Source organism: Streptomyces sp. NPDC096040 (genome assembly GCF_040303265.1).
Lineage (GTDB): Bacteria > Actinomycetota > Actinomycetes > Streptomycetales > Streptomycetaceae > Streptomyces.
This window is the reverse complement of record NZ_JBEOTA010000040.1, coordinates 15,776-42,399: the sequence shown is the minus strand read 5'-3', so window position 1 is coordinate 42,399 and position 26,624 is coordinate 15,776. Positions and strand designations below refer to the sequence as shown.

The window sequence follows — 26,624 nt, the reverse complement described above, 5'->3', positions numbered from 1 at the left end:
CAACGCTGCGGCCGAGGTGGCTGGAAGTCAACTCGGCCGTGACTGCGGCGTCAAGAAGTAAATACTTAACGAGATGGCAACGGCGCCATTCGTTCTCTAAGTGAAGGCAGGTGCAACGGCAGGCAACGTGCCGTCCAAAAGGGTCGAATCACCCATCTCGCTGAGCGCGAGAGCGAGTGCGCCGAGCACCTCCGCACGGCCGCCAAGTGCCCCGGGAAGCACCGAGAGTTGGCGCGCGGCGCTGGGGATCGCGTAGCGCCCCACGGACTCCCTGATGGGCGCCAGGACCAGCTCTCCGGCCTCGGCGAGGTCGCCGCCGAGGACCACCCGGCTCGGATTCAGCAGGTTGCAGAGATTGGCCACCCCGCTGCCGATGTGCCGGCCGACGTCGGCGATCACCCGACGGCAGCCGGGATCGCCGTCCCGGGCCAGCCGTACGACGCCTTCCATGGTCAGGTCGTTGCCGTGACTGGGCTGGAGCAACGGCAGCACATAGCGGGCCGCCGCGAAGGTCTCCAGGCAGCCGCGGTTGCCGCAGCGGCAGACCGGGCCGGATTCGTCGAGTGTGATATGCCCGATTTCGCCAGCTGTGCCGCCTGGGCCCCGGTAGATCTTCCCGTTGATCACCAGACCGGCGCCGACACCGCTCGCGACCTTGATGTAGGCGAGATCACGGACGCCCTTGCCGCCGCCCCAGACCAACTCGCCGAGGGCGCCGAGGTTGGCGTCGTTGTCGACGTGCACGGGGACCCCGAGACGGAGCCTGAGCTCCTCGGCGGGTCTCGCGCCGATCCAGCCGGGCAGGATGGCGCTGGAGCCGAGGGTGCCGGACTCCACGTCGATCGGGCCGGGGACGCCGACGCCCACGCCGGCGATCTTCGAGCGGTCCACGCCGGTCGCCGCGATCAGGCGGTTGACCAGCTCTTCCGCCCTGTCGAAGCCTTGACTGGACGACGAGTCCACGTCGAGGGGCTCGGACTCCTCGGCGAGCACCTGGTGGGCGAGGTTCCCGATCGCGACGCGCAGGTGGGTGTGGCCGAAGTCGACCCCTATGACGATGCCGGCGTCACCGCTGAGACTCACACTGCGGGCCCTGCGGCCGCCCGCCGATGTGGGCGTGACCTCGACGGTTCCGCCGTCCTTGAGCTCGCGCACGATGTTGGAGACCGTCGCCGCCGACAGGCCGGTCGTGCGCGCGATCTCCGCCTGCGTGAGCGATCCGGCCAGCCGTACGGCCCGTACGACACGTTCCAGGTTGGCTCGGTGCAGCGACGACTGCGACCCCGGAGTCTCCATCGACCCATCCACTCCCGCCATCGGAGGCGGCCACGGTGCCGCCAACGTGACCCAAGTCACATCACTGGAACCGGGTCACTTACAAGTTATGAACTCCAAGCTCTGCTGAACGGGTTACCGCCGTCAAGTCCTTGACAGAAATCGTTGACGGCTCGGCGGTTTCCCGGCGGACATGCGTTGGACATGTCCAGGCCACTGATGAGCAGGTCGGAGAGGGTGTGGGAGGGGTGGATCACCAGATGGGCGGCGCCTACTTCAAAGCACCCGCGGTCAGGCCCGCCACCACCTGGCGCTGGAAGATGATGTACGCAGCCAGGACCGGGAGCATCGCCATCACCAGGCCGGCGAACAGGCCCGACCAGTCACCCTTGTAACCCTGGCTGACCGCCAGCTGGACCAGGCCCTGGGTGAGGACGTGCTTGTCGGGGTCCGTGTTGAGGACCGTCGGGAGCATGTACTGGTTCCACTGGCCCAGGAAGTTGAAGATCCCCACACTGATCAGACCGGGCTTGGCCATCGGCAACATGATCTGGAAGAACGTACGGGTGTGGGAGGCGCCGTCGACGAAGGCGGCTTCGGCCACCGAGGTGGGCAGGGTGCGGAAGAACGCCGTGAGGAAGAAGACCGTGAACGGCAGCGAGTACGCGATGTAGACCAGGATCAGGCCGTGGATCGTGTTCAGCAGGCCCATGTTGTTCACGACATAGAACAGCGGGACCAGCGCGAGCATGATCGGGAAGCTCATGCCGCCGACGAACAGGAAGTAGATGAAGCGGTTGCCCGGGAAGTCGAAGCGGGCCAGGACGTAGGCCGCCATCGAGCCGAGCACCAGGGTGCCGATGAGTGAACCGCCCACCACCAGGATGGTGTTCAGGAAGTAGTCGCTCATGTTGGCGTCGGTCCACGCCCGCGCCCAGTTGTCGAAGTGCAGCCTGTCCGGCAGCGCCCAGGGTGAGCTGAAGATGGACCTGTCGTCCTTGAAGGACGTCATCACCGCCCACAGCAGCGGCATGACCACCATGACCGCCCAGAGGACCAGGATGCCGTGGGAGAAGACGTTGAGGATCCCGCCCTCGCGCCGCCGCCGGGGCGGCTTCGGCGCGGGGGCGGCCTCGGCCTTGGTGACGGTGGCGTCGGTCTCGGTCGTCGTCATCGCTTCAGTACTCCAGCCGCTCGCGACGGCCCAGCCGCATCACGACCGCCGCGAAGGCGAGCGTGACGACCAGCAGGGCGACGCCGATGGTGGTGGCGTAGGCGGCCTGACCGTCCCGGAACGCCTTCTGGTACACGTACAGGACCATCACGGTCGTCGAGTAGTCGGGGCCGCCCGGTCCGGTCGTCATGATCTGTACGACTGCGAACGACTCGGCGCCCAGCGCGAGGATGCCCATGTAGACCCAGCCGGACTGCACGGTGTCCCACAGCAGCGGCAGGGTGAGGCGGAAGAAGGTCGTCGCCCGGCCTGCGCCGTCGAGGAGGGCGGCCTCGTAGAGATCCGTGGGGATGGACGCCATGCCCGCCGAGAAGAGGACCACGAAGAAACCGACCGTGGACCAGACGAGTACGGCCATCACACACCACAGCGCCAGGCTCGGGTCGCCGAGCCACAGCGGCTGGACGTTGTCCAGACCAATTCCGCGCAGCAGTGAATTGATCGCGCCGCTGTCCGGGTTGTACGCGAAGGCGAACAGCAGCGAGACGATCGCGATCGACAGCACCTGCGGGAAGAAATAGACGATCTTGTAGAAGGAAGAGCCCCGGACGCCGGAGACGACCGGGCCGCCCCTCCTTCTGCGACCACCGACATTGATCATGAAGGCGAAGAACAGCGCAAGGCTGATCGTCACCAGCGGCAGCACGACCGCGAACATCAAGCTGTGCTGCAAGGACTTCCAGAAGATCTCGTCGTGCAGCATCCTCCGGTAGTTGTCCAGGCCGACCATCTTGAATTCGGGGCTCAGGCCGGTCCAGTCCGTGAACGAGTAGTAGATGGACTGGATGAACGGCCACACCACGAAGAGCGCGTACAGTCCGAGGGGCAACGTCAGAAACCCCACAATGAACCGGTACTTGCCGTGCTGCATCGCCACTCCGGTGCGGTGAGGGTTTCCGGTTACTGGTGCTTGTAGTGCTTGATCGAGCTGTCCTTGGCGGCCTCGTCGGCGAAGCCCTGGATCTTCTTGATCGCCTCCGCCGGGGTCAGTCGGCCGGCCATCATCTCGCCGAGGCCGGCCACCCCGATCTTCTCCTTCTGAAGCTGCACGTACCAGTCCTGGAGCCGCGGGTTGACCACGTTCGACCCGGCCAGCTTCAGCGCGGCGACCCCGGAGGTGAGGCCCGGGGTGAGGGTGATGCCGTCGGTGCCGCCGTTGTACGCGGTCAGCGACTTCACCTTGGACGTGAAGTTCTTGGAGGACGCCTCGCTGAGCATGATGCGCAGCTGCTCCATGCCGCCCTCGGCGTTCTGCGCCTTGGCGGGGACGATGAACGGCTCGCCGCCGGAGGCCCAGATGGTGCCGAACGGCATCTTGTCGTTCTTGTCGATGCCGGTGGGCGCGGAGACGGCGAGGTTGAAGTCGGAGGGGATGACGTTCGCCGACTCGTTCTCCACCCAGGAGCCGTTCGGGATGAACAGGGCCTTGCCCTCCGCCCAGGCGGTCTGCGACTGGATGTGGTCCAGGCCGGGGGTGCCCTTGAGGATGTAGCCCTTCTTGTAGAGCTCGTAGTAGGCCTCGAAACACGCCTTCACGGCCGGGTGCTTCCAGGCGTTCGGCTCCAGGTTGTCGATCGCGTTCAGGACTTCGACGCCGCCGACCTTGCCGATCATCGGGTACAGCGAGAAGGGGATGTAGTACGGGTACTTGCCCGCGTACGTCCAGCCGGCCATGCCCTTCTTCTTGGCCTTCTCGCAGACGGCGATCATCTGGTCCCAGGTCTGCGGGTACTCCGCGTCGAGCGAGTCCAGGGCCTTCTGCGAGTACCAGACGCCGTACACCGTGTAGGCGTAGTACATGATCCACACCGGGTTGCCGTCGAACTGACCCATCTCGACGATGCCGGGGCGCAGCGTGTCGCGGACCTTCTTGTTCGGGTCGTCATATGACGGCGCGTCGAGGAGCGGGGTGAGATCGGCCAGCTGGTTCTTGCCGACCAGCACGCCCATGTCCATCTGCTCGGCACCGGAGTTGTCGATGAGGTCCGGCGGGGTGCCCTGGTTGAAACGGGGCTGCAGGGTGGACTGGATCTTCTGGGTGGCGGAGAACTTGACCTTGGCCTTCGGGAAGTCCTTCTCGTAGATCTTCACCGCGTCCTCGGCGTACTCCTTGCCGAAGCCGCCGTCGAAGAGGACGAATTCCATCTGGGCGGTGTCGTTGACGCCGAGCGGGTTCTTGGTCGTCTTCTTGCCGGCCTTGTCCTTGGACTGGCCGCCTCCCCCGCTGCTGGCGCAGGCCGAGAGGAATCCGACGGTGGGGACCGAAATCAGGCCGAGTGCCGCTGACCGTTTGATCAGATCGCGGCGGCCGACGCCTTCGGAACCATGCTTGGCTGCGGAAGTGGATCCCATGCTCAAGTCCTCGCCTTCTCCAGGACTCAGGCGGTGAACCGGATCCTCCCCGGCACCGCGGTCGGGTAGTGCTGGGTCGTGCAGGAAGTCACTCAGGAAACGCCGACAGGTATAGTCCACTTCACGCCAGCGGGGCAAGATCGAATGCAAGGTTGGCCATGGGTCTTTTCCTAGTTGAGACCTGTCGGAAATCTGAGCGACCTGAGTACGCCTTGCCGGAAAAAGAGCCGACATAGACCCCTGAATGCCGCAGTCAACGCCCTTGACATCACGGACCACTTGACCACCTACTGGTTCCTGCGCCACGCATCTGACAACGTTGTCTCATGTGGCAGGGAGGGTACCCGTTGTGATGCAGCGGAGAACGCAGCGAAGAACAGGACACAGATCTGGTACGGCGGTCGTGATCACGGCCGCCGTAGTCATGACCCTGGGCTCCCAGGGAGCCGCGGTCGCCCTGCCGGCCAAGGCACCGGCCGCCGCGACGCAGTTCGCATCCTCGTTCGAGTCTGGCGATCCGTCACCGGACTGGACCGACACGGTCGACACGGACCCCAGCGGCGCCCCGCGCGCCTCCGGCGTCGACGGCGGCTACACCACCGGCATCCCCGGCAATGTCACCGACCATGTGACCGACATGCGGGCCAGCGGCGAGAACACCGGCGCGGACGAGGTCAAGGAGAACCTCGTCGACGGCGAGCCGGGCACCAAGTGGCTCACCTTCGAGCCCACCGGCTGGGTGGAGTTCGACTTCGACAAGCCCATCAAGCTGGTGACGTACGCCCTCACCTCGGCGAACGACTACGCCGAACGCGACCCCGCGGACTGGACCCTCCAGGGCTCGACGGACGGCAAGGACTGGAAGACGGTCGACACCCGCACGGGCGAGAGCTTCGCCGAACGGTTCCAGACCAGCTCGTACGACCTCTCCGCACCCGCCGAGTACCAGCACTTCCGGCTCGACGTCACGAAGAACAACGGCGCCCCGGACATCCTGCAGATCGCCGACGTCCAGTTCTCCACGGGCGGCAGCGGCGGTCCGGTGCCCCAGGACATGCTCTCGCTGGTCGACAAGGGCCCGAGCGGCTCGCCGACCGCGAAGGCACGGGCGGGCTTCACCGGGACCCGTGCGCTGCGCTACGCGGGCCGGCACACGGCGAGCGGGCGGGCGTACTCGTACAACAAGGTCTTCGACGTGAACGTGAAGGTCGGCCGCGACACGCGGTTGTCGTACCGGATCTTCCCCTCGATGGCCGACGGCGACCTCGACTACGACGCCACCAACGTCTCCGTGGACCTGGCCTTCACCGACGGCACGTATCTGAGCGGCCTCGGGGCGGTGGACCAGCACGGCTTCGCACTGTCGCCGCGCGGGCAGGGCGCGTCGAAGGGGCTGTACGTCAACCAGTGGAACGATGTCTCGTCGGTGATCGGTTCGGTCGCGGCCGGCAAGACCGTCGACCGGATACTCGTGGGGTACGACTCCCCGGCGGGCCCGGCCAAGTTCCGGGGCTGGATCGACGACGTGGACATCAGGAGCGTCGCTCCCGAGAAGCCCAAGGCGCATCTGTCCGACTACGCGCTGACCACCCGCGGCACCAACTCCAGCGGCAGTTTCTCGCGCGGCAACGACTTCCCGGCGACGGCGCTGCCGCACGGCTTCAACTTCTGGACGCCGGTGACCAACGCGTCCTCGCTGAGCTGGCTGTACGAGTACGCACGCGCGAACAACGACGCCAACCTGCCGACGATCCAGGCGTTCAGCGCGAGCCATGAGCCCAGCCCCTGGATGGGCGACCGGCAGACCTTCCAGCTGATGCCGTCCGTCGCCGCCGGCACCCCGGACACCGGCCGGGAGGCACGCGAGCTGGCCTTCCGGCACGAGAACGAGACCGCGCGGCCGTACTACTACGGCGTGCGCTTCGAGAACGGCCTCAAGGCCGAGATAGCGCCGACCGATCACGCCGCCGCGCTGCGCTTCACCTACCCGGGCGACGACGCGAGCGTGATCTTCGACAACGTCACCGAGCAGGCGGGCCTGACCCTCGACAAGGAGCACGGGGTCGTCACCGGCTACTCCGACGTCAAGTCCGGCCTGTCGACCGGCGCCACCCGCCTCTTCGTCTACGGCGTCTTCGACAAGCCGGTGACCGGCGGCGACTCCAGCGGGGTCAAGGGCTATCTGCGCTTCGACACGGGCGCCGACCACACCGTCACCCTGCGCCTGGCCACCTCCCTGATCAGCGTCGACCAGGCGAAGGACAACCTGCGCCAGGAGATCCCCGACGGCACCACCTTCGACACGGTGAAGACGCATGCCCAGAAGGTCTGGGACAAACTGTTCGGCAAGGTCGAGGTGGAGGGCGCCACCGCGGACCAGCTGACCAGCCTCTACTCCAGCATGTACCGGCTGTACCTGTATCCCAACTCCGGTTTCGAGAAGGTCGGTTCGAAGGACCAGTACGCCTCCCCCTTCTCGCCGATGACCAGTCAGGACACTCCGACGCACACCGGCGCGAAGATCGTGGACGGCAAGGTCTACGTCAACAACGGCTTCTGGGACACGTATCGCACGACGTGGCCCGCCTACTCACTCCTGACGCCCAGCCAGGCGGGCGAGATGGTCGACGGGTTCGTTCAGCAGTACAAGGACGGCGGCTGGACCTCGCGCTGGTCCTCCCCCGGCTACGCCGACCTGATGACCGGCACCTCCTCGGACGTGGCGTTCGCGGACGCGTACGTCAAGGGCGTGCACTTCGACGCGAAGGCGGCGTACGAGGCGGCCGTGAAGAACGCGACGGTCGTCCCGCCCTCCTCCGGCGTGGGCCGCAAGGGCATGTCGACCTCGCCCTTCCTCGGCTACACCAGCGACGACACCCGTGAGGGCCTGTCGTGGGCGATGGAGGGGTACGTCAACGACTACGGCATCGCCGAGATGGGCCTGGCCCTGTACAAGAAGACCGGCGAGAAGCGCTACAAGGAGGAGTCGGACTACTTCCTCAACCGCGCCCAGGACTATGTGAACCTCTTCGACTCCAAGGCCGGCTTCTTCCAGGGCAAGGACGCCCAGGGCAGGTGGCGGGTGGACTCGTCGTCGTACGACCCGCGGGTGTGGGGTTACGACTACACCGAGACCAACGGCTGGGGCTACGCCTTCACCGCCCCGCAGGACAGCAGGGGCCTCGCCAACCTGTACGGCGGCCGGGCAGGACTCGCGGACAAGCTGGACGAGTACTTCGCGACACCCGAGACGGCCTCCGCCGACTTCGTCGGCTCGTACGGCGGGGTCATCCACGAGATGACCGAGGCCAGGGACGTCCGGATGGGCATGTACGGCCACTCCAACCAGGTCGCCCACCACGTCATCTACATGTACGACGCGGCCGGCGAACCCTGGAAGGCCCAGGCCTACGTCCGCGAGGCGCTCTCCCGGCTCTACCTGGGCAGCGAGATCGGCCAGGGCTACCACGGCGACGAGGACAACGGCGAGCAGTCGGCCTGGTACCTCTTCTCGGCTCTCGGCTTCTACCCGCTGGCGATGGGCAGCGGCGACTACTCGATCGGCTCCCCCCTGTTCAAGAAGGCGACGGTCCACCTGGAGAACGGCCACGACCTGGTGATCCGGGCACAGCGGAACAGCGCGACGAACGTCTACGTGCAGGGCGTGCGGGTCAACGGCCGTATCTGGACGTCGACTTCGCTCCCCCACTCGCTCATCTCCAAGGGCGGGATCATCGACTTCGCGATGGGCCCGAAGCCGTCGACCTGGGGCACGGGCAAGAACGCCGGCCCGGTGTCGATCGCCGAGGACGACAAGGTCCCCACCCCGCGCGCGGACGTCCTGAAGGGTGACGGCTCCCTGTTCGACAACACGTCGGCGACGGAGCAGGCGGTGACCTCGGTGGACCTGCCGGTGAGCAGGTCGGTCAAGGGGATCCAGTACACCCTCACCTCACCGGCGGACCACACGAAGGCCCCGACGGGCTGGACCCTCCAGGCCTCGACCGACGGCACCGACTGGCGGACGGTGGACCGGCGTTCGGGCGAGACCTTCGCCTGGGACCTGCAGACCCGCGCGTTCACGGTCCGTACGCCCGGGACGTACGCGCACTACCGGCTCGTCCTGGACGGCCAATCGACGCTGTCGGAGGTGGAGTTGCTGGCCTGAGGCACGGCACGGAGAAGGGGGCGGGCCCGTTCGGGTCCGCCCCCCCTTTCTTCACCCGGTGGCGAGGGTGAACACGTGCAGGTCGGTGTTGTCGGGGAGCCGGACGCTCTTGATGCTCTTGCCCGCCGGCGCATCGAACGGCTTGGTCGCGAAGACGTAGGTCGCCACGAGGTCCTTGTCCGCCCCCGCGACATTGCGGTACGCGGTCTTCGCCACGGTCTCGTTGCCGTACTGGACGGTGCCGCCTCCGCCGCCGACGGTCCAGTCGGTGAAGGAGAGATCGACCGTGCCGGTGGTGCCGTCGGTGTAGGTGACGGTCGCCGGCGCGGACTGGTTGCCGTTGGTGGCGCTGCCGAGGAAGGACAACCTGCCCGCCGGGGTGGCGAGTTCGACGGTCTGGGCCGCCGCTGTCGCGTTGTCGGGGCGGCCGGCGGGGGCACTCGGCCAGGTGTAGGTCAGGCCGTCGACCGTGCCCTGGGCGCCCGCGGTGAGGCCGGCCGCGGCGAGGGCCTGGCGGGAGTAGCTCCAGCCGCCGCCGTCGAAGTCGGCCTCGTCGTGGTCACCGACGTCGTCCGAGACACCGGTGTTGTCGTAGGCGGCGAGGAGGGTGCCCGGGGCGGCGACGGTCAGGGCGACCGGCTGGGAGTAGGAGGTGCCGGTGGAGGTCACCGTGACCTGCACGTCGTAATAGCCCTGCGGGGTGCCACGGGTGGTGGAGAGGGTTATCCGCTGGGAGCCGTCGGTCACCGTGCCCTCGGCCGGGGTGGCCTTGACGCCGTCCGGGGTCTCCACCCGGAAGCGGACCTCCGGGCCGGTGCCGCCCGTGAGGGACAGGGCGCGGATGGCGACCTGAGCGCTGTCACCGGGGGCGAGCGTCGCGGTGGTCGGTCCGACGCCGATCTGGTACGGCTGCTCGCCCTGGCGGAAGGACGGCGGCACGGAGGAGGTTCCCCAGGTGCGGTTCGGGGTGGCGGAGAGGGTGTAGTCGAGACGGCCGCCGTCACGGACGAAGGAACTGCCGAGCCAAGAGCGGTCACTGGCACGGCCGTTGACCTTCAGGGACTGGACGTAGGGGGCGTCCGCGGCCGCTCCCCGGGCGCGGATCGAGATGTCGTTGCCGTGCGGGCGGTCGATCTCCACGCGCTCGAACAGGGGTGAGGCGAGGACGAGTTCGGCACGGGACGGGACCTGGGGGTACATGCCGAGCGCCGAGAAGACGTACCAGGACGACATCGCGCCGAGGTCGTCGTTGCCGGGGATACCGCCCGGACCGGTGGACCAGAGCGTGGTCATGGCCGCGCGGACGGTCCGCTGCGCCTTGTACGGGGCGCCCGCGTAGTCGTACAGGTAGGGCACGTTGACCGAGGGCTCGTTGTCCAGTTCGGACTTGTCACCCCCGCTGCCGGTGAAGGCCCAACTGCCGTCGCTGTTGTGGAAGAAGGCGTCGAGGCGGGCGAGGGCCTGGTCCGTGCCGCCCATCGCGGCGAACAGCCCGGCCGGGTTGTGCTGGACCATCCAGGTGTACTGGGCGGCCGTGCCCTCCACGAACCCGTTGCCGGTGGCAGGGGTGAAGCCGGTGACCCAGCTGCCGTCGGCCTTGCGGTTGGCGATGTAACCGCCGGTGGGATCGGCGGCGATGTTGAAGTTGTTCTGCCACCACTGGGAACGGTCGGCGAAGGCGGCCGCGGTGCGCTTCTCCCCCGCCGCCGAGGCGAGTTGGGAGAGGGCGAAGTCGGCCGTGGACATCTCCAGCGTCTCGGCCGCGCCACCCCAGGCGTTCGACACGGAGGGCATGTAGTGCTTGTCCAGGTACTTGTCCAGGGAGGGGCGTTGGCCTACCGACAGCACAGGCTTGCCCGCCGGCGACAGGTCCTGTGCGGTCGGTACCGTGGCCGCCTTCACCAGGGAGTCCAGGGCGCCCTTCAGGTCGAAGCCGGTGCCGCCGAAGGCGCGGATGCCGGCGAGGGCGGTGGGCGAGGGGTCGCCGTTCATGACGTGGGTGCCGCTCGCGCCGTGCAGCCAGCGGTCCCAGACCCCGCCGTTCTGCCGGGCGAGTTCGTAGAGCGACTGGGCGATGTCCGAGCCGGTCCCGGGATCCAGCAGGGTGAGCAGCTGGACCTGGTCGCGGTAGACGTCCCAGCCGGAGAAGGTGCCGTACTGCGCCCGGTGGCCGCGTCCGACGCGGTGCACCTGGTCGTCGCCGCCCCGGTAGCGGCCGTCGGCGTCGCTGATCACGCTCGGGTGGAAGAGCGAGTGGTAGAGGGCCGTGTAGAAGGTGGTGCGGTCGGTGTCCGTGCCGCCACCGACGCGGAGGGCACCGAGGCGGTCGCGCCAGGCGCGGTGGGCCGCCTCGCGGACGGCGTCGAAGGAGCGGCCGGGTGGGTTCTCCGCCCTGAGGTTGGCCTCGGCCGCGCCCTGACTGACGTACGAGATACCGACCTTGGCGTTCACCGGGCCGGTGCCGGGCGCGAACTCGACGTATCCGCCCGCCCCCTTGCCCGCGACCGGACGCCCGCCGTTCGCGAAGCCGCCGGTGCCGCCGGAGGCGGTCGTCGACCCCGGGGTGAGCCTGTCGTCCTGCCAGGTGCCGGTAGCGGTGAAGGCGCGGTCGAAGTGGGCGGTGAAGTACAGGGTGTAGTAGGCGCGTTGGCCCTCCGGGTCGAGGTAGCCGCAGAAGTCGCCCGAGGTGACCGAGCCGGAGATGGTGTGGGTGGCCGGGTCGATGGTGACCGTCGAATCGGCCGAGCCCACTTCGGAGTTGGCGGTGCGGACGAGCAACGAGGCCGGTTTGCCGTCCGGGTAGGTGAACCGGGCCGAGCCGGTTCGGGTGGTCGCGGTGAGGTCGGCGGTGACGCCGGAGGCGAGACCGACCTTGTAGTGGCCGGGTTCGGCGGTCTCGTCGGTGTGGCTGAAGTCCGAGGCGTAGACGGCGTCCTTGGTGTCGCTCGCGGGGGACGAGGTGACCTCACCGGCGTACGGGAAGAACGGCATGTCGCCGCTGCCGCCCGCGCAGCCGGTGCCGGACATATGGGTGAGGCTGAAGCCGCGGATGCGGGTGGCGTCGTACTGGTAGCCGCCGGGCGCGGCGGTTCTGGTCGCGTCGCCCCTGGTGTTCTCCGGGCTCCAGGAGAGCATGCCGAACGGCACGACGGCGCCCGGGAAGGTGTTGCCGCCGTTCTTGGTGCCGATCAGCGGATCCACGTACGCCGTGGGGTCCTTGACCAGTTGGGGGACCAGTTCGGGTGGCCCGCTCGCGGTCGCCGCGAGGGCGGGGGTGGCACCGCCGGTCGCGAGCACCGCGGCCAGCAGCAGGGACATGGGACGGAAACGCATGACGCGGCCCCTCCTCCTCAGGACGGGTCGCGCACCACAGGTCGCACAAGCCGCAGGGACAGTAACGTGCGCCACCCGTAGCACGGAAGACCGCACACATCTCGGCAGGAAAGGTCCGGTTCACCCGGTCGGGCTACCCGAAGTGGGTTGACATCGTTGTCGGTTGAGACGGTAGAGTCATGTACAGACCATGAGACAACGTTGTCGTGCGTCACGGCGTCGACACAAGCCGAACAGCAGAGTGCGCAAGAGGCAGTTCGAGCCACTTCCCCCCCGGGCAGGCCCCCACCCCCCTCGCCTGCCCGGCTCGCGGACCCGGTGTGCACCTACACCGGGTCCGCCCAGAGCGGACCAGCGACGTCAACACACCGGAAACGACGCCTGGAAGGCCAGCCGGGCGTCGGCGGCCTCCCCCGCCTCGGTCAGGAAGTCGTCCAGTTCCAGGAACTCCTCCCACATCGGGCGGCCGCTTCCCTCGGTGATCCTTCGGACGAGACGGTCCTCCAGGTCCGGGACGCGCTTGTTCTTCCAGATCTTGTCGGCGACGCTGACCAGCAGGTCCTCGACACCGATGTCCGGCAGGGTCCAGCTCGCGTGGATGCCGGCGACGCGGGCCGGACCGGGGGCGATGCCCCGGAACAGCAGCAATTCACGGCCGGTCTCCTAGTGTGCCGAGCCGGGGCCGGATAGTTCGCCGATGTGGGCCGTCTTCCCTATGTCATGCGTGGCCGCGCCGAAGAGCACGGCGTCCCGGTGGAAGGGAGTCTCCGGGTACCGCCGCTCCACCCAGTCGACCAGCCGGCAGGCCACGTCGTGCACCGCCCTCGGATGGGCCGCCGGCCGAGGCGGCGCGTCGAGTTCCCGCAACAGCGCCGCCGCCCGCTCCGGGAGTGGACGCGGCGGCGGGTCCCCGGGGTCGTGCAGCGCCCTCAGGAGAGGGGCGGTGGATGTCATTCGGCAAGGGTAGGGCGAGCCGTGCCGTCCGTTGCCGTTTTCAGCGCGCTTATACGGAGGCGGGGCGGGCCCGTAGCACGGTGTCGGCCGACGGGAGTTCGGCCGGCGGGAGTTCCAGGGTGAACTCCGTGCGGCCCGGAGTGCTCTGCACCTTGATGTGGCCGTCGTGGGCCGTGGTGATCGCCGCGACGATGGCCAGGCCCAGCCCCGAACCGCCCTCCAGGACGCCGGCGCGGGTGCGGGAGGAGTCGGCGCGGGTGAAGCGTTCGAAGACGGCGGGAAGGAGCTCGGGCGGGATGCCCGGCCCGTCGTCGTGGACGCGGATCACGCAGGTGGCGGCGGTTGCCTCGACCGTGGCGGTCACCGTCGTACCCGCGGGCGTGTGCATCCGCGCGTTGGCCAGCAGGTTGGCCACCACCTGGTGCAACCGGGCCTCGTCGCCCAGGACCAACGCCGGGCCATCCAGGTTGAGTTCGAGCTGCCAGACATGAGCGGCGCCCGCCACCCGCGCGTCCCACACCGCCTCCGCGACCAGCGCGGCCATGTCGACCTCCGCGGACTGCAGCGGCCGTCCCTCGTCGAGACGGGCGAGCAGCAACAGGTCCTCGACCAGACTGCGCATCCGGGCCGACTCGGCGTTGACCCGGCGCCAGGCCAGGCCCGGTTCGATGCGGTCGGTGCCGCGGTTCATCAACTCGGCGTATCCGGCGATCGAGGCGAGCGGGGTGCGCAGTTCGTGGCTGGCGTCGGCCAGGAAGCGGCGCATGCGCTCCTCGCTGCGGCGCACCTGTTCCTCGCTGCGCCGGCGTTCCGCGAGGGAGGCCTCGACATGGTCGATCATGCGGTTGAGGGCGGCGCCGACCTGGCCGGCCTCGCTGCCGGGGTCGGTGTCCCGTTCCGGTACCCGGGTCAGGCCGGTGACCTGGCCGTGACCGAGGGGTGCGTGGGAGACCTCGACGGCGGTTGCGGCGACCCGGCCGAGGGGACGCAGCTGTCGTCGTATCACCACCGCGCACAGGCAGCCCGCGACCATGAGACCGACCGCGGCGACCGCGACCTCGACCTCCACGAGGTCTCCGATCGTGTCCAGGACGTCGTCCATGGGGAGGCCGGTCACGACGCGGACGCCGCTCGCGTCCAGGGCGGCGACCCGGTAGGTGCCGAGGCCGGGAACCGTGCGGGTGCCGGGCGAGCCGTCCGGCGCGAGGCCCTTGAGGGCGTCGGTCTGGGCGGTGGTGAGCGAGCGCGGGGGCGCGTCCTGGGTGACCACGGCCGCGCTGAGGATGTCGCCCTGGGTGTCGATGCGGGCCGCGAGCATGCCGGCCGGCTGTCCGCCCTCGTTGAGGAAGGTCAGGTCGCGGGTCAGCTCGGGATGCAGGGCGGCGCCGCCCGCGTTGCGCTCGACCGCGTCGCGCACCCGGTCGTCCAGGTTGCCCATCAGAAAGGCACGTTGGGCGAAGACGGTGGTCAGGGCCATCACTGCGCAGACGCAGACCAGGACGGCGGTGATGAAGACGAGCAGCCGCGTGCGCAGCGACCGGCTCCGCGGCCGGGCGGTCATCTGCCTTCCTCCACGGGGCGTACGACATAGCCCATGCCGCGGACGGTGTGGATCATCGGCGTACGGCCCCGGTCGATCTTGCGGCGGAGGCTGGAGATGCAGACCTCGACCAGGTTGCCGCCGCCGTCGAAGGACGTGCTCCAGACGTGGTCGAGGATCTGTGCCTTGCTCAGCACCTGGCGTGGATGGTCCAGGAGCAGGCTGAGCAGGTCGAACTCCTTGGCGGTGAGCCTGATCGGGGTGCCGGCCCGCGGTACCTCGCGGGACTCGCCGGTCAGCACCAGGTCACCGAGGACGCGCACGGAGTCGTCGGCGGGGGGCCGTTCGGTGCCGGCCCGGCGCAGCAGTCCGCGCAGCCGCAGCATCACCTCCGCCACGGAGAAGGGCTTGGTGACGTAGTCATCGGCCCCCGCTTCCAGGCCGTCGATACGGTGTTCGACGGCATCGCGGGCGGTGAGCATCAGGACGGGCAGCCTCGGCATCTCGTAGCGCAGTCTGCGCAGTACCTGGAGGCCGTCGAGGTCGGGCAGCATCCCGTCGCGCACCACCGCGTGCGGGGTGCGGCCGCGTGCCGGTCGCAGGGCCGTCTGTCCGTCGAGCGCGGGGTAGGGGCGCCAGCCCGCGTCCGCGACGGCGGCGGAGAGCACTTCGGTGAGAACGGGCTCGTCGTCGACGGTCAGGACGCGGACTCGGCCGGTTCGGGACCCTGCGGTGGCAGACATGTATCAAGTCTGTGCCGGTCCGCTGGGGGAATGCTGTGTTCCGACTGAGCCCTGGCGATGTCCCGCGGCGGTCGCGCACAGGTACGGCGAAGGGCCGCGCCCCCGGCTGACCGGGGACGCGGCCCTCACAGGCCTCTGAAGGCTACTTGCGGAGCAGGCTGCGCAGCACGTACTGCATGATGCCGCCGTTGCGGTAGTAGTCGGCCTCGCCGGGGGTGTCGATCCGGACGACCGCGTCGAAGTCGACGCCCGTGTCGGTGGTGACCTTGACCGTGCGCGGCGTGGTGCCGTCGTTGAGCTCCTCGACACCGGTGAAGGAGAAGGTCTCCTCGCCGGTCAGACCGAGGGACTCGGCGGTCGCGCCCTCCGGGAACTGCAGCGGGAGGACGCCCATGCCGATGAGGTTCGAGCGGTGGATGCGCTCGTACGACTCGGCGATGACGGCCTTCACGCCGAGCAGCGCGGTGCCCTTGGCGGCCCAGTCGCGGGACGAACCGGAGCCGTACTCCTTGCCGGCCAGGACGACCAGCGGGATGCCCTGCTCGATGTAGTTGCGGGAGGCGTCGTAGATGAACGCCACCGGCGCGTCGGCCTGGGTGAAGTCGCGGGTGTAGCCGCCCTCGGTGCCCGGCGCGATCTGGTTGCGCAGGCGGATGTTGGCGAAGGTACCGCGGATCATGACCTCGTGGTTGCCTCGGCGGGAGCCGTAGGAGTTGAAGTCACGACGCTCCACACCGTGCTCGGTGAGGTACTTGCCGGCCGGGGTGTCGGCCTTGATGGCACCGGCGGGCGAGATGTGGTCGGTGGTGACCGAGTCGCCGAGCTTGGCGAGGACGCGGGCGCCGGTGATGTCGGTGACCGGGGACGGCTCGTGCGCCATGCCCTCGAAGTAGGGGGGCTTGCGGACGTACGTCGACTCCGCGTCCCACTCGAAGGTGTCGCCGGTCGGGATCGGCAGCGACTGCCACTGGGCGTCGCCGGCGAAGACGTCGGCGTAGGACTTGTTGAACATGTCCTCGCCGATCGCGTTCGCGACGACCTCGTTGACCTCGGCCTCGGTCGGCCAGATGTCCTTGAGGTAGACAGGCTTGCCCTCGGTGTCGGTGCCGAGCGCGTCGCGGGTGATGTCCACCTTCATGGAACCGGCGAGGGCGTAGGCGACGACCAGCGGCGGGGAGGCCAGGTAGTTCATCTTGACGTCGGGGTTGATACGGCCCTCGAAGTTCCGGTTGCCGGAGAGGACCGAGGTGACCGCGAGGTCGTGGTCGTTGACGGCCTTGGAGACCTCCTCCGGCAGCGGGCCGGAGTTGCCGATGCAGGTGGTGCAGCCGTAACCGACCAGGTTGAAGCCGACCTTGTCGAGATACGGGGTCAGGCCCGCCTTCTCGAAGTAGTCGGTGACGACCTTGGAACCCGGGGCGAGGGTGGTCTTGACCCAGGGCTTGCGGGTCAGGCCCTTCTCGACCGCCTTCTTGGCCACCAGCGCGGCGGCGACCATGACGTACGGGTTGGAGGTGTTGGTGCAGGAGGTGATGGCCGCGACGGTGACCGCGCCGTGGTCGATCGTGTAGGTCGTGCCGTCGGGGGCGGTGACCTGGACCGGGTTGGACGGGGCGCCGTTGGGGCGGAGGGCCGGGGCGTCCGAGGCCGGGAAGGACTCGACACCGGCCTCGTCCACGACGTCCACGTAATTGCGGACATCCTGCTTGAACTGCTCGGCGGCGTTGGCGAGGACGATACGGTCCTGCGGGCGCTTCGGGCCGGCGATCGAGGGGACGACCGTCGACAGGTCCAGCTCCAGCTTCTCGGAGAAGTCGGGCTCGGCCTTCGGGTCCAGCCAGAGGCCCTGCTCCTTGGCGTACGCCTCGACGAGCGCGACCTGCTGGTCGGAGCGGCCGGTCAGGCGCAGGTAGTTGAGGGTCTCGTCGTCGATCGGGAAGATCGCGGCGGTGGAGCCGAACTCCGGCGACATGTTGCCGATGGTGGCGCGGTTGGCGAGCGAGGTGGCGGCGACGCCCTCGCCGTAGAACTCCACGAACTTGCCGACCACACCGTGCTTGCGGAGCATCTCGGTGATGGTGAGCACGAGGTCGGTGGCGGTGGTGCCGGGCTTGAGCTCACCGGTCAGCTTGAAGCCGACGACACGCGGGATGAGCATGGAGACCGGCTGGCCGAGCATGGCGGCCTCGGCCTCGATGCCGCCGACGCCCCAGCCCAGCACACCGAGGCCGTTGACCATGGTGGTGTGCGAGTCGGTGCCGACCAGGGTGTCGGGGTACGCCTGCCCGTTGCGGACCATGACGGTACGCGCGAGGTGCTCGATGTTGACCTGGTGGACGATGCCGGTGCCCGGCGGGACGACCTTGAACTCGTCGAACGCGGTCTGGCCCCAGCGCAGGAACTGGTAGCGCTCGCGGTTGCGGCCGTACTCCAGCTCGACGTTCTGCTTGAAGGCGTCGTTCGTGCCGAACTTGTCGGCGATGACGGAGTGGTCGATGACCAGCTCGGCCGGGGCCAGCGGGTTGATCTTCGCCGGGTCGCCGCCGAGCTCCTTGACGGCCTCACGCATGGTGGCAAGGTCCACGACACACGGAACGCCGGTGAAGTCCTGCATGATCACGCGCGCCGGCGTGAACTGGATCTCCTGGCTGGGCTGGGCCTGCGAGTCCCAGGTGCCGAGGGCACGGATGTGGTCGGCGGTGATGTTCGCGCCGTCCTCGGTGCGGAGCAGGTTCTCCAGCAGCACCTTCAGGCTGTACGGAAGGCGAGCCGAGCCTTCCACCTTGTCCAGCCGGAAGATCTCGTACGACTCGTCGCCCACCTGCAGCGTGCTGCGGGCGTCGAAGCTGTTCGCCGACACGACAGTCTCCTTCATTGATGTGCGCGTACCACCGTCAATCGTGCCGCCACGCCGACTTGGCCGATCCAGTAAGGTCAGACTAAGTTAGGCATGCCTTACTAGAAGGGGCGGCTACGGTGCGCCTGGGCAGATATCTCGATGTCGAGATAACTCTAGTACACCGGCGCGGAATGGTCATGCCCGGACCCGCCCTCCCTGTCCCCGTGGCGTGTCCGGAGCCGGGTCCCGGGGGCTGGTCACCACAGCCCGAGCGGGCGCGTGGGAGCGGATCTCCACGTTCCGAACGCGCGCTCGTGAGTGAATCCGGGTTTCGCGCCCATCAGTTGGCGGAGCGGGGGTAGCCGACGGAGGAAGCGAAAGGAGACGCAGTCATGCCGCTCACCTTCCGGAAGAGCTTTCGGATCCTGCCCGGAGTGCGCCTCAACATCAATCGGCACTCCTGGTCCATCACCACCGGGGGCAGGCACGGGCCCCGCCACACGCACAGCAGCACGGGACGCCGGACGACGTCGATGGATCTGCCCGGACCCTTCGGGTGGCGGCACACGTCCCGGGAACGTCGGCGATGACGTCCGCGGGCGGACCGGAGACGTGAGCGGTCCGGCCCGCGGCGCCATCCGGCCGGCCTCCGCCGGGGAGCAGTCGGCGGTGGAGGCGAGGGTTGCCACCAGGTCCTGTGCGGTGCGGGGTTCGCTCAGCGCCCCCAGGAGGGTGCCGGCCGCCTTGTTCACACGGGCGGCGGTGAAGGTCGTGTCGTCGATCACCTGGGCGCCGCCGTCCGGCTCCGGACGGCGGTGCGGGGAACCCACAAGGCGGATCGTCGGCGTGTCGAAAATCGTGTCAGAGCGTGTCAAGTCGGGCTCCCGGGGAGATGGAGTCGAAGTGCCTACCGGTCAGGCCGTTGCCCACTCCCAGACGGACGCCCGCCGCACCCGCGTCGAGCAGGCAGTTCAGGCTCCAGTCCACCCGGTCGGCGGACAGCACGCCGGTGCCGATGGCGACCTCGGTGACCGCGCCCCGGTACTCCGGAGCGCCCGTAGCGCGGATGCCGTCGGCGAAGGGGCCGGACCCGTCGGCGAACCGGTTGCCCTCGATCCGCAGCCGGAGCGGACCGGATTTCCGAATCTTCTCCGCGATTTCGGCGGCGGCCCTGAATCGATCAGCGCGGGCACCATTCAGTTCTCGGTGTTTAACGACGGGTACGGGATCTGTCCGCAATGTTCCGGAAACCGTGAGGGCGGGTGTCGGCACGCCCGGACAGATCGGTCGGTCCGGGAGAAGATCGGGGTGGGTACGGCTGGAGGGCTGGCGTTGTCCCGGAAGGCGGATGGTGAGATCAGTTCCGTGGCCGGTCATGCGTACTTCTTCGCGGGCCAGGAGAAGTTGGGAGATGATCCGGTGATTCGCCGCGACGCAACCGGTGATGTCGATCTCGGAAAACCCTTCCGGGCCGTATCTGGCCACCTGCGGATCGGCGGAGAAGGAGGCCACCGGAATCCACGGCACGCCGGTCCTGGAAAAGATGTCACGCAGGGCCCGGCGGGAGGGCACCCGGCACTGGTCCAGCGGTACCGCGACCGCCCACCAGGCCGGGGACGTCGGTCATGATTCCGGCTTCCTGGCCTGCGAAGACCACGCACAAGTTGGCCAGCAGCCCGTCACGCGCCGGGCGTCGGCACGGCCAGGCAGGGGCAGGTCGGGGTGTCACCCGGATAACTCTTGAGGACCGGCGGCGTCCGCCGCCGAACGCCCCCGCCCACATTCGCGCCGGGCTCCGGTTCCCCGTCCGGCAACTTCAGGGCGCGGCCGCATATGCCACCGTCGCCCGTCACGCCTTCCGCCGCCCAAATCCTTCGAGACATTTACGATACCCACCGCGTGCGGAGAGAGCGCGGGAATTCCCGTGGCCGCCGTCGGCACGCATTTCGAGGAGGAAACCGGCGGCAGACAGCACAACGAACCGCGAATCAGATTCCGTTGTAGATGATCGCGAGGAACGGCTCGCCACTCGGGGCATTTCTCGTACCTCCGACTTGAGCCTGGTGACATGTGCCGATGGTGCGCACCGGGCAGCACACCAGCGTACGGAGGAAATGCCTCCGGACAACGGCCGCCGGAATGCACGGCCAAAGGCTGGAAGCCGCCTTGGCGTTCTCTCACCGCGCCCTTGCGCGCGCCGGAACAACGGTCGAAGGGCCGAACAGCCAGGCTCGCTGACAGGGCATCACCCGAACGGACCCCCCAACAGGCGCCATCTCATATCTGAGATAACCTCAACCTCATGGCAGACGACTACCTCGTACGCATCGGCAGGCTCATCCGTGACGCCCGGCAACACCGCGGCTGGACACAGACACAGCTCGCGGAGGCGCTCGGCACCAGTCAGAGCGCTGTCAACCGCATCGAGCGCGGCAACCAAAACATCAGCCTTGAGATGATCGCTCGAATCGGTGAAGCCCTGGACAGTGAGATCGTCTCACTGGGCTACGCGGGCCCGATGCATCTGCGGGTGGTGGGCGGCCGCCGGCTGTCCGGCGCGATCGACGTGAAGACCAGCAAGAACGCGTGCGTGGCCCTGCTGTGCGCCTCGCTGCTCAACAAGGGGCGCACGGTACTGCGCCGGGTGGCCAGGATCGAGGAGGTGTACCGCCTCCTGGAGGTGCTCAACTCCATCGGCGTGCGCACTCGCTGGATCAACGAGGGTGTCGACCTGGAGCTGGTGCCGCCGGCCGACCTCGACATGGCGTCGATCGACGCCGAGGCCGCCGTACGCACCCGCTCGATCATCATGTTCTTCGGCCCGCTGCTGCACCGCATGGACCACTTCAAGCTGCCGTACGCCGGCGGCTGCGACCTCGGTACGCGGACCATCGAGCCGCACATGATCGCGCTGCGCCGGTTCGGGCTGGACATCGCGGCGACCGAGGGGCAGTACCACGCGCAGGTCGACCACTCGATCCGGCCGGACCGTCCGATCGTGCTGACCGAACGCGGGGACACGGTCACCGAGAACGCGCTGCTGGCCGCTGCCCGCCACGACGGCGTCACCGTCATCCGCAACGCGTCCTCCAATTACATGGTGCAGGACCTCTGCTTCTTCCTGGAGGCGCTCGGCGTCAAGGTCGAGGGCATCGGCACCACGACCCTGACCGTGCACGGCGTCCCGAACATCGACGTGGACGTGGACTACTCCCCCTCCGAGGACCCGGTCGAGGCGATGAGCCTGCTGGCCGCGGCGGTGGTGACGGAGTCGGAGCTGACCGTGCGCCGGGTGCCGATCGAGTTCCTCGAAATCGAACTCGCCGTCCTGGAGGAGATGGGCCTCGACCACGACCGCACGGCGGAGTACGTCGCCGACAACGGCCGTACCCGCCTGGTCGACCTGACGGTCCGCCCCTCCAAGTTGGAGGCGCCAATCGACAAGATCCACCCGATGCCGTTCCCGGGCCTGAACATCGACAACGTCCCGTTCTTCGCGGCCATCGCGGCGGTCGCGCAGGGCAAGACCCTGATCCACGACTGGGTCTACGACAACCGCGCGATCTATCTGACCGACCTGAACCGCCTCGGCGGGCGCCTCCAGCTCCTGGACCCGCACCGGGTACTGGTGGAGGGCCCGACCCGCTGGCGCGCGGCCGAGATGATGTGCCCGCCGGCGCTGCGCCCCGCGGTCGTCGTCCTGCTGGCGATGATGGCGGCCGAGGGCACGTCGGTCCTGCGCAACGTGTATGTCATCAACCGCGGTTACGAGGACCTCGCGGAGCGCCTCAACACGATCGGGGCGCAGATCGAGATCTTCCGGGACATCTGACTTGCGGATGCCGCCGCATCTTGTCCGACCTGTATGAACGCGAGCCTGGACAGGGCGCGGCGGCGCCTCCGGGACGACCCGTCACCAGGGGGTTGTACGTCCTGGGCCGCTGGTGTCCGGAGTCGCGCCCGGCGTCTCCGCCGGGCGCGAGTCGTCCCACGGCACTGGGGCGCCGGGGCCGTCGGTGCGGGGTGAACCGGCTGCGGAGGCGGGGCTCTTGGTCCGGGTGAGCCGTCGGGCTCGCGGTGTGATCAAGGCGGACAGAGCGAGCGCTGAGGACGCCGATACGACGCCGGCGAGGACGAGGCTGGATCGGGCGCCGAAGGCGTCCGACATCAGGCCGACCAGCGGGGCGCCGAGGGGGGTGCCGCCGAGGAGGACGAGGAAGTAGACGGAGAGGACGCGGCCTCGTAGGCGTGGGTCGGCATGCAGCTGGGTCGCCGCGTTGGCGGTGGTGGTGACGGTCACCGCGGCGAAGCCGGTGGGGATCAGCAAGGCAGTGAACGTGCCGAAGTCCGGCATCAGGCCCAGTGCGGCTTCCAGGGCCCCGAAGACGACCGTGGTGGTGATCAGCCGTTGTGCGGTGGGGGGCTTCCCGCGGCTCGCCCCGTAGATCGCGCCGATGAGGCTGCCCACGGCGTAGGCGGCGGAGAGGTAGCCGAAGGCGGCGGCGCCGGAGTGGAAGACCGTGACGGCCACGAGCGAGATGGTGACCTGGAAGTTGAGGCCGAAGGTGCCGACGAAGGCGATGACGCAGATCGGCAGGAGCAGGTCTGGGCTGGCTGCGATGGATCGGAAGGCGTCACGCAGCCGGGTGCGGCCGGGTGGGGAGTGGCCGGGGTCGCTCGGCTCGACCGTACGGATGGTGATCAGGCCGTAGAGGACGGCCAGGTACGAGACGGCGTTCGCGAGGAAGACGGGGCCCGTGCCGAAGGCCGCGACGGTCAGGCCCGCCAGGGCGGGACCGAGGATACGGGCCACGTTGAACTGGGCGGAGTTCAGGCTCACCGCGGTGGCCACGCGCTCGCGGGCGACCAGTTCCGAGATGTAGGCGTTGCGGGCGGGACTGTCCACGGCGGTTGCGGTGCCGAGGGCGAAGGCCAGCGCGTACACGGACAGCAGGTTCACCGCTCCGACGACGGTCAGCAGTCCGAGCAGGAGCGACTGTGCTGCCATGGCGGTCTGCGTGAGCAGCAGAAGCCGCCGCTTGGGGTACCGGTCTGCGAGGACGCCTCCGGTCAGTCCGAACAGTGTCTGGGGCAGGAACTGCAGTGCGGTCACGATGCCGACCGCGGTGCCGCTGTCACCGGTGATGTGGAGGACGAGCAGGTCCTGGGCGGCGCGCTGCATCCAGGTGCCGACGTTGGAGGTCAGCTGTCCGAGCAGGTAGCGGCGGAAGTGCCGTGCGGTGAGTGTGGCGAGCACCGCGCTCATGACATCTGGTGGGCGTACGTGCCCGGGGCGGGCACCTCCACATCGTCGAGGTGATGGAAGGCCGGGTGGGGGTGCATGAGGAAGGCGTGGTGAGAGATGTTCCAGGCGTAGGCGCCGGCCATGGCGAAGGCGACGCGGTCACCGACGCGCAGTCGCTCCACCATGACGCCGCGTGCCAGGACGTCCTTGGGCGTGCACAGCTGTCCGACCAGCGTCACCGGTTCGTCACGGGCTTCCGGGCGGTCCCAGGGCCGCCGCCAGTCGTCGTCGGGGATCACCTCGAAGGGCTGGTCGTGCTGTTTCGCCGCCGGTGTGCGCAGATGGTGGGTGCCGCCGCGCAGCACGGCGAACGCCTGCCCGCGGCTGAACTTGATGTCCAGGACCTGGGTGACGTACCAGCCGCAGTAGGCGGTGACCGAGCGGCCGGGTTCGATGCGCAGCGTGAGGCGGGGATGGCGGGCCAGGACGGGGCGCAGTCCGGCGCCGAAGACGGACCAGTCGAACACCTCGTACGGACGGGCGTAGTCGACGCCCATTCCCCCTCCGACGTTGACCTCGGCCAGGTCGACTCCGTGCTCGCGAGCCCAGGCTTCGGCCCAGTTCAGGACCTTGTCGACAAGAGCCAGTTGGGCCGGGGCCTGGAGTCCGCTGGCCAGATGGAGGTGGAGGCCGCGCAGTCGGATGCGTGGGTCGGTCGCGATCAGCTCCAGGCAACGGTCCAGCTGCGCGGGATCCATACCGAAGGGGCTGGGGTGGCCGCCCATGGCGAGTGCGACCTGGCCGAGGTCGACGGGCAGGTTGACGCGCAGCAGGACGTTGACGAGCCCGTCGCCCAGCACCGTGCTGACCAGACGTAGTTCCTGTTCGCTCTCGATGTGCAGGCGCTCCACTCCGGCGTGCAGCGCACAGGTCAGCTCCGTCTCCGTCTTGCCGGGGCCGCCGAAGGAGATCGGCGCATCGGGAGCGAGCCCGCGGACGTGGCTCAGCTCACCGCCGGAAGCCACCTCGAACCCGTCGACGTATCCGGCCAGTGTCCGCAGGATCCGGGGATCGGAGTTGGCCTTGGCCGCGTACAGCAGCTCGACACGTTCCGGCAGCGCGGCCCGGATCACCTGAACGTGCTCGCGCAGGCCCGGCAGGTCGTAGACATAGGCGGGCAGGTCGTCTTCGGTCATCCCGTCGAGCAGGGCGGACACCGCGGGCCTCACCGGATCACCTCATGGGGGAAGTCCGCGCCGAGCGGGCTGGGCAGGGGGACGTAGGTGGCGTGCCGATCGGCCTTGCGGGCCCAGCGCAGCAGGAGGTTGGCCTTGGCGGGCAGCGGTACGCCGGACAGGAGGGCGCGCAGGCGTGGCGGTTCGGCGGCGGTGCGGGCGTAGGCGTCGAGGTGGTCGCGTACCAGGCCCCAGAGCGCGGGTTCCAGCGTCGGGTCGAGGTCGGCCAGTGTGCCGAGCAGCTCCGCGGTGTGGTTGACCAGGAGGCAGTACGCGACCCGGTTCCAGCCGCGTTCGGCGTCGTAGGTGAGGGGACCCCGGACGTCCTCCGGCAGGTCGGCGAGGGTGCGCTGGTGATGGCCGGGCAGGAGCTTGGTGCCCTCCAGGTCGCGGAAGATCATCTGCGCCGGGGTGCCGTCGGCGTGCACGCCCACGACGACGTTCTGCAGGTGGGGTTCCAGGACGACGCCGTGTTCGAAGTAGGCGGCCAGCACCGGTGGCAGCAGCAGCCGTAGATAGGCGTCCCACCAGGCGAGGATGTCTCCGTCACCGCGCGCGAGCAGGTGGGAGACATGGGCCGGACCGGTGGGGTACTCGTCCGCCACCGCGGCGGCGAGCAGGGGTGTCACCCCGGGGCGCAGGTGGGGGCGCAGGCCGGAGCGGACGATGACGCCGAGACCTTCCAGAAGGTCGAGGTCACCGTCGGTGCCGAGAGTGCGGTAACCGGGCTCGGCCAGGAGCGCACATCCCGGGAAGCGGCCGGACAGGTCGGCGAAGACGGGCTGGAGCAGCCGGTTGAGGGCGACGGCGCCGGCCAGTTCGTCACGTGTGTGCCTGCGGACACAGTTGGTGAGGCGGACGTTCAGGCTGAACTTGAGGAAGGTGTCGGTGTCCGGGTGGTAGAGCGTGCGCACCGATGCGGTCGGCATCAGCTCCGGTCCGCTCACGCCGGTGTCGACGACATCGCCGGCGGCGACCGCCTCGCGCAACCGGGCGTGGCCCTGGAGTAGCCGGTACTGCCAGGGATGCACCGGCAGTACCGCGTATTCCGGGTCGGCCGTAGGGTGCAGCGAGTCCATCTCGTGGAGCTCGCCCTCCTCACGCACGAGGCCGTGGCGCACTGCCAGGTAGCGCAGACGGAACCGCGCGCCGGTCTCCGGGCCGTACGCCAGCCAGTCCACCGGGTCGCCGGTGCGGGCCTTCGGGGTGGGGTGGAAGCGATGGCCGAACACCAGGGACTGTTCCGACGCCAGGTACGGGTCCGTGTGCGGCGTGGCTCCCGCCCGCTCTTCCAGTACGGTGCGGATCGTCTCGCGGCTGTCGGCGACCTGGGTCACGAACTCCTCGTTGGCGACACCCGTGCGCAGCTCCAGTTCGTCCTGGATGTAACCGGCAAGCTCCCTCCACCCGACGGTCACCCAGGCTTCGTCGTCGAGCCGCTGTACCGGGCCCTGGAAGCGGTGCGCTCCGATCAGCGAGGCCCGGCGCAGTGGGGAACGGAGCAGAAGGCCCCGGCGGGGCAGGAGCAGCAGGAGGTGGCCGTTGTCGACGGTCACCTGGTGCTCGGGGGCGGACACCTCCCGGATCAGGCAGTTGAGCAGGGTGTGGGCGGTGACGGCGTCGGCCGTCCGCATCGGTTCGCCTGCCGATGCGGTGACGGTGGTGGCGGCGAACCTGGTGTGGGGGGCGGTGCCGGTGGTCATGGG

General features: G+C 68.9%; 15 protein-coding genes and 1 pseudogene. 3 read left to right on the top strand and 13 right to left on the bottom strand.

From position 1 onward, the window contains the following. Positions 1-96: 96 nt before the first annotated feature. The 4 genes from ABTY98_RS36770 to ngcE form a co-directional block, all read right to left on the bottom strand. Positions 97-1,296: an ROK family transcriptional regulator gene (locus ABTY98_RS36770; RefSeq protein ID WP_352225468.1), complete on the bottom strand. Its 1,200-nt coding sequence runs from the start codon at positions 1,294-1,296 to the stop codon at positions 97-99. 250 nt (positions 1,297-1,546) lie between these two features. Then, complete coding sequence (locus ABTY98_RS36765; protein ID WP_352225467.1) at positions 1,547-2,449, bottom strand: carbohydrate ABC transporter permease; 903 nt, start codon at positions 2,447-2,449, stop codon at positions 1,547-1,549. A 4-nt stretch (positions 2,450-2,453) separates the two neighbouring features. Beyond that, positions 2,454-3,380, bottom strand: a complete 927-nt coding sequence (locus tag ABTY98_RS36760) for a carbohydrate ABC transporter permease (protein ID WP_352225466.1) — start codon at positions 3,378-3,380, stop codon at positions 2,454-2,456. Positions 3,381-3,409: 29 nt separating this feature from the next. Next, on the bottom strand, positions 3,410-4,861 hold the full coding sequence (gene ngcE / locus ABTY98_RS36755) for an N-acetylglucosamine/diacetylchitobiose ABC transporter substrate-binding protein (protein WP_352225465.1): 1,452 nt from the start codon (positions 4,859-4,861) through the stop codon (positions 3,410-3,412). A 424-nt stretch (positions 4,862-5,285) separates the two neighbouring features. On the opposite strand from ngcE, the gene ABTY98_RS36750 reads away from it, so the two are divergent. Beyond that, positions 5,286-9,029, top strand: a complete 3,744-nt coding sequence (locus ABTY98_RS36750) for a GH92 family glycosyl hydrolase (RefSeq protein WP_352225481.1) — start codon at positions 5,286-5,288, stop codon at positions 9,027-9,029. 51 nt (positions 9,030-9,080) lie between these two features. Here ABTY98_RS36750 and ABTY98_RS36745 read toward each other — a convergent pair whose 3' ends face one another. From ABTY98_RS36745 to acnA, 5 genes and pseudogenes are all read right to left on the bottom strand, one after another. Beyond that, a complete protein-coding gene (locus ABTY98_RS36745) occupies positions 9,081-12,362 on the bottom strand; it encodes a GH92 family glycosyl hydrolase (RefSeq protein ID WP_352225464.1) in 3,282 nt (1,093 codons plus the stop codon). Positions 12,363-12,722: 360 nt separating this feature from the next. After that, positions 12,723-13,316 (bottom strand): annotated as a pseudogene (locus ABTY98_RS36740) (phosphohydrolase). A 49-nt stretch (positions 13,317-13,365) separates the two neighbouring features. Beyond that, complete coding sequence (locus ABTY98_RS36735) at positions 13,366-14,877, bottom strand: HAMP domain-containing sensor histidine kinase (RefSeq protein WP_352225463.1); 1,512 nt, start codon at positions 14,875-14,877, stop codon at positions 13,366-13,368. Next, positions 14,874-15,599, bottom strand: coding sequence for a response regulator transcription factor (locus ABTY98_RS36730; protein WP_352225462.1), 726 nt, complete (start codon positions 15,597-15,599; stop codon positions 14,874-14,876). Before ABTY98_RS36730 ends, ABTY98_RS36735 begins: the two co-directional genes overlap by 4 nt. 142 nt (positions 15,600-15,741) lie before the next feature. Beyond that, positions 15,742-18,459 carry an aconitate hydratase AcnA gene (acnA, locus tag ABTY98_RS36725; RefSeq protein ID WP_352225460.1) on the bottom strand — a complete coding sequence of 906 codons (2,718 nt, stop codon included), beginning with the start codon at positions 18,457-18,459 and terminating at the stop codon, positions 15,742-15,744. A 371-nt stretch (positions 18,460-18,830) separates the two neighbouring features. Here acnA and ABTY98_RS36720 point away from each other — a divergent pair, with 371 nt between their 5' ends. Beyond that, positions 18,831-19,028: a DUF4236 domain-containing protein gene (locus ABTY98_RS36720; RefSeq protein ID WP_352225459.1), complete on the top strand. Its 198-nt coding sequence runs from the start codon at positions 18,831-18,833 to the stop codon at positions 19,026-19,028. 271 nt (positions 19,029-19,299) lie between these two features. Here ABTY98_RS36720 and ABTY98_RS36715 read toward each other — a convergent pair whose 3' ends face one another. Beyond that, complete coding sequence (locus tag ABTY98_RS36715) at positions 19,300-20,010, bottom strand: CgnE/CgnB domain-containing protein (RefSeq protein ID WP_502994445.1); 711 nt, start codon at positions 20,008-20,010, stop codon at positions 19,300-19,302. 730 nt (positions 20,011-20,740) lie between these two features. Here ABTY98_RS36715 and ABTY98_RS36710 point away from each other — a divergent pair. Then, a complete protein-coding gene (locus ABTY98_RS36710) occupies positions 20,741-22,270 on the top strand; it encodes a helix-turn-helix domain-containing protein (RefSeq protein ID WP_352225457.1) in 1,530 nt (509 codons plus the stop codon). An 81-nt stretch (positions 22,271-22,351) separates the two neighbouring features. Here the strand turns inward: ABTY98_RS36710 and ABTY98_RS36705 are convergent, their stop codons facing one another. From ABTY98_RS36705 to ABTY98_RS36695, 3 genes are read right to left on the bottom strand one after another with little or no spacing between them, the layout of a single operon-like run. Beyond that, on the bottom strand, positions 22,352-23,704 hold the full coding sequence (locus ABTY98_RS36705; protein ID WP_502994444.1) for an MFS transporter: 1,353 nt from the start codon (positions 23,702-23,704) through the stop codon (positions 22,352-22,354). Then, positions 23,701-24,879 carry a type III PLP-dependent enzyme gene (locus ABTY98_RS36700; RefSeq protein ID WP_352225480.1) on the bottom strand — a complete coding sequence of 393 codons (1,179 nt, stop codon included), beginning with the start codon at positions 24,877-24,879 and terminating at the stop codon, positions 23,701-23,703. The genes ABTY98_RS36705 and ABTY98_RS36700 overlap by 4 nt, the downstream gene beginning before the upstream one ends. Before the next feature lie 29 nt (positions 24,880-24,908). After that, a complete protein-coding gene (locus ABTY98_RS36695; protein WP_352225455.1) occupies positions 24,909-26,621 on the bottom strand; it encodes an IucA/IucC family protein in 1,713 nt (570 codons plus the stop codon). Positions 26,622-26,624 lie beyond the last annotated feature (3 nt).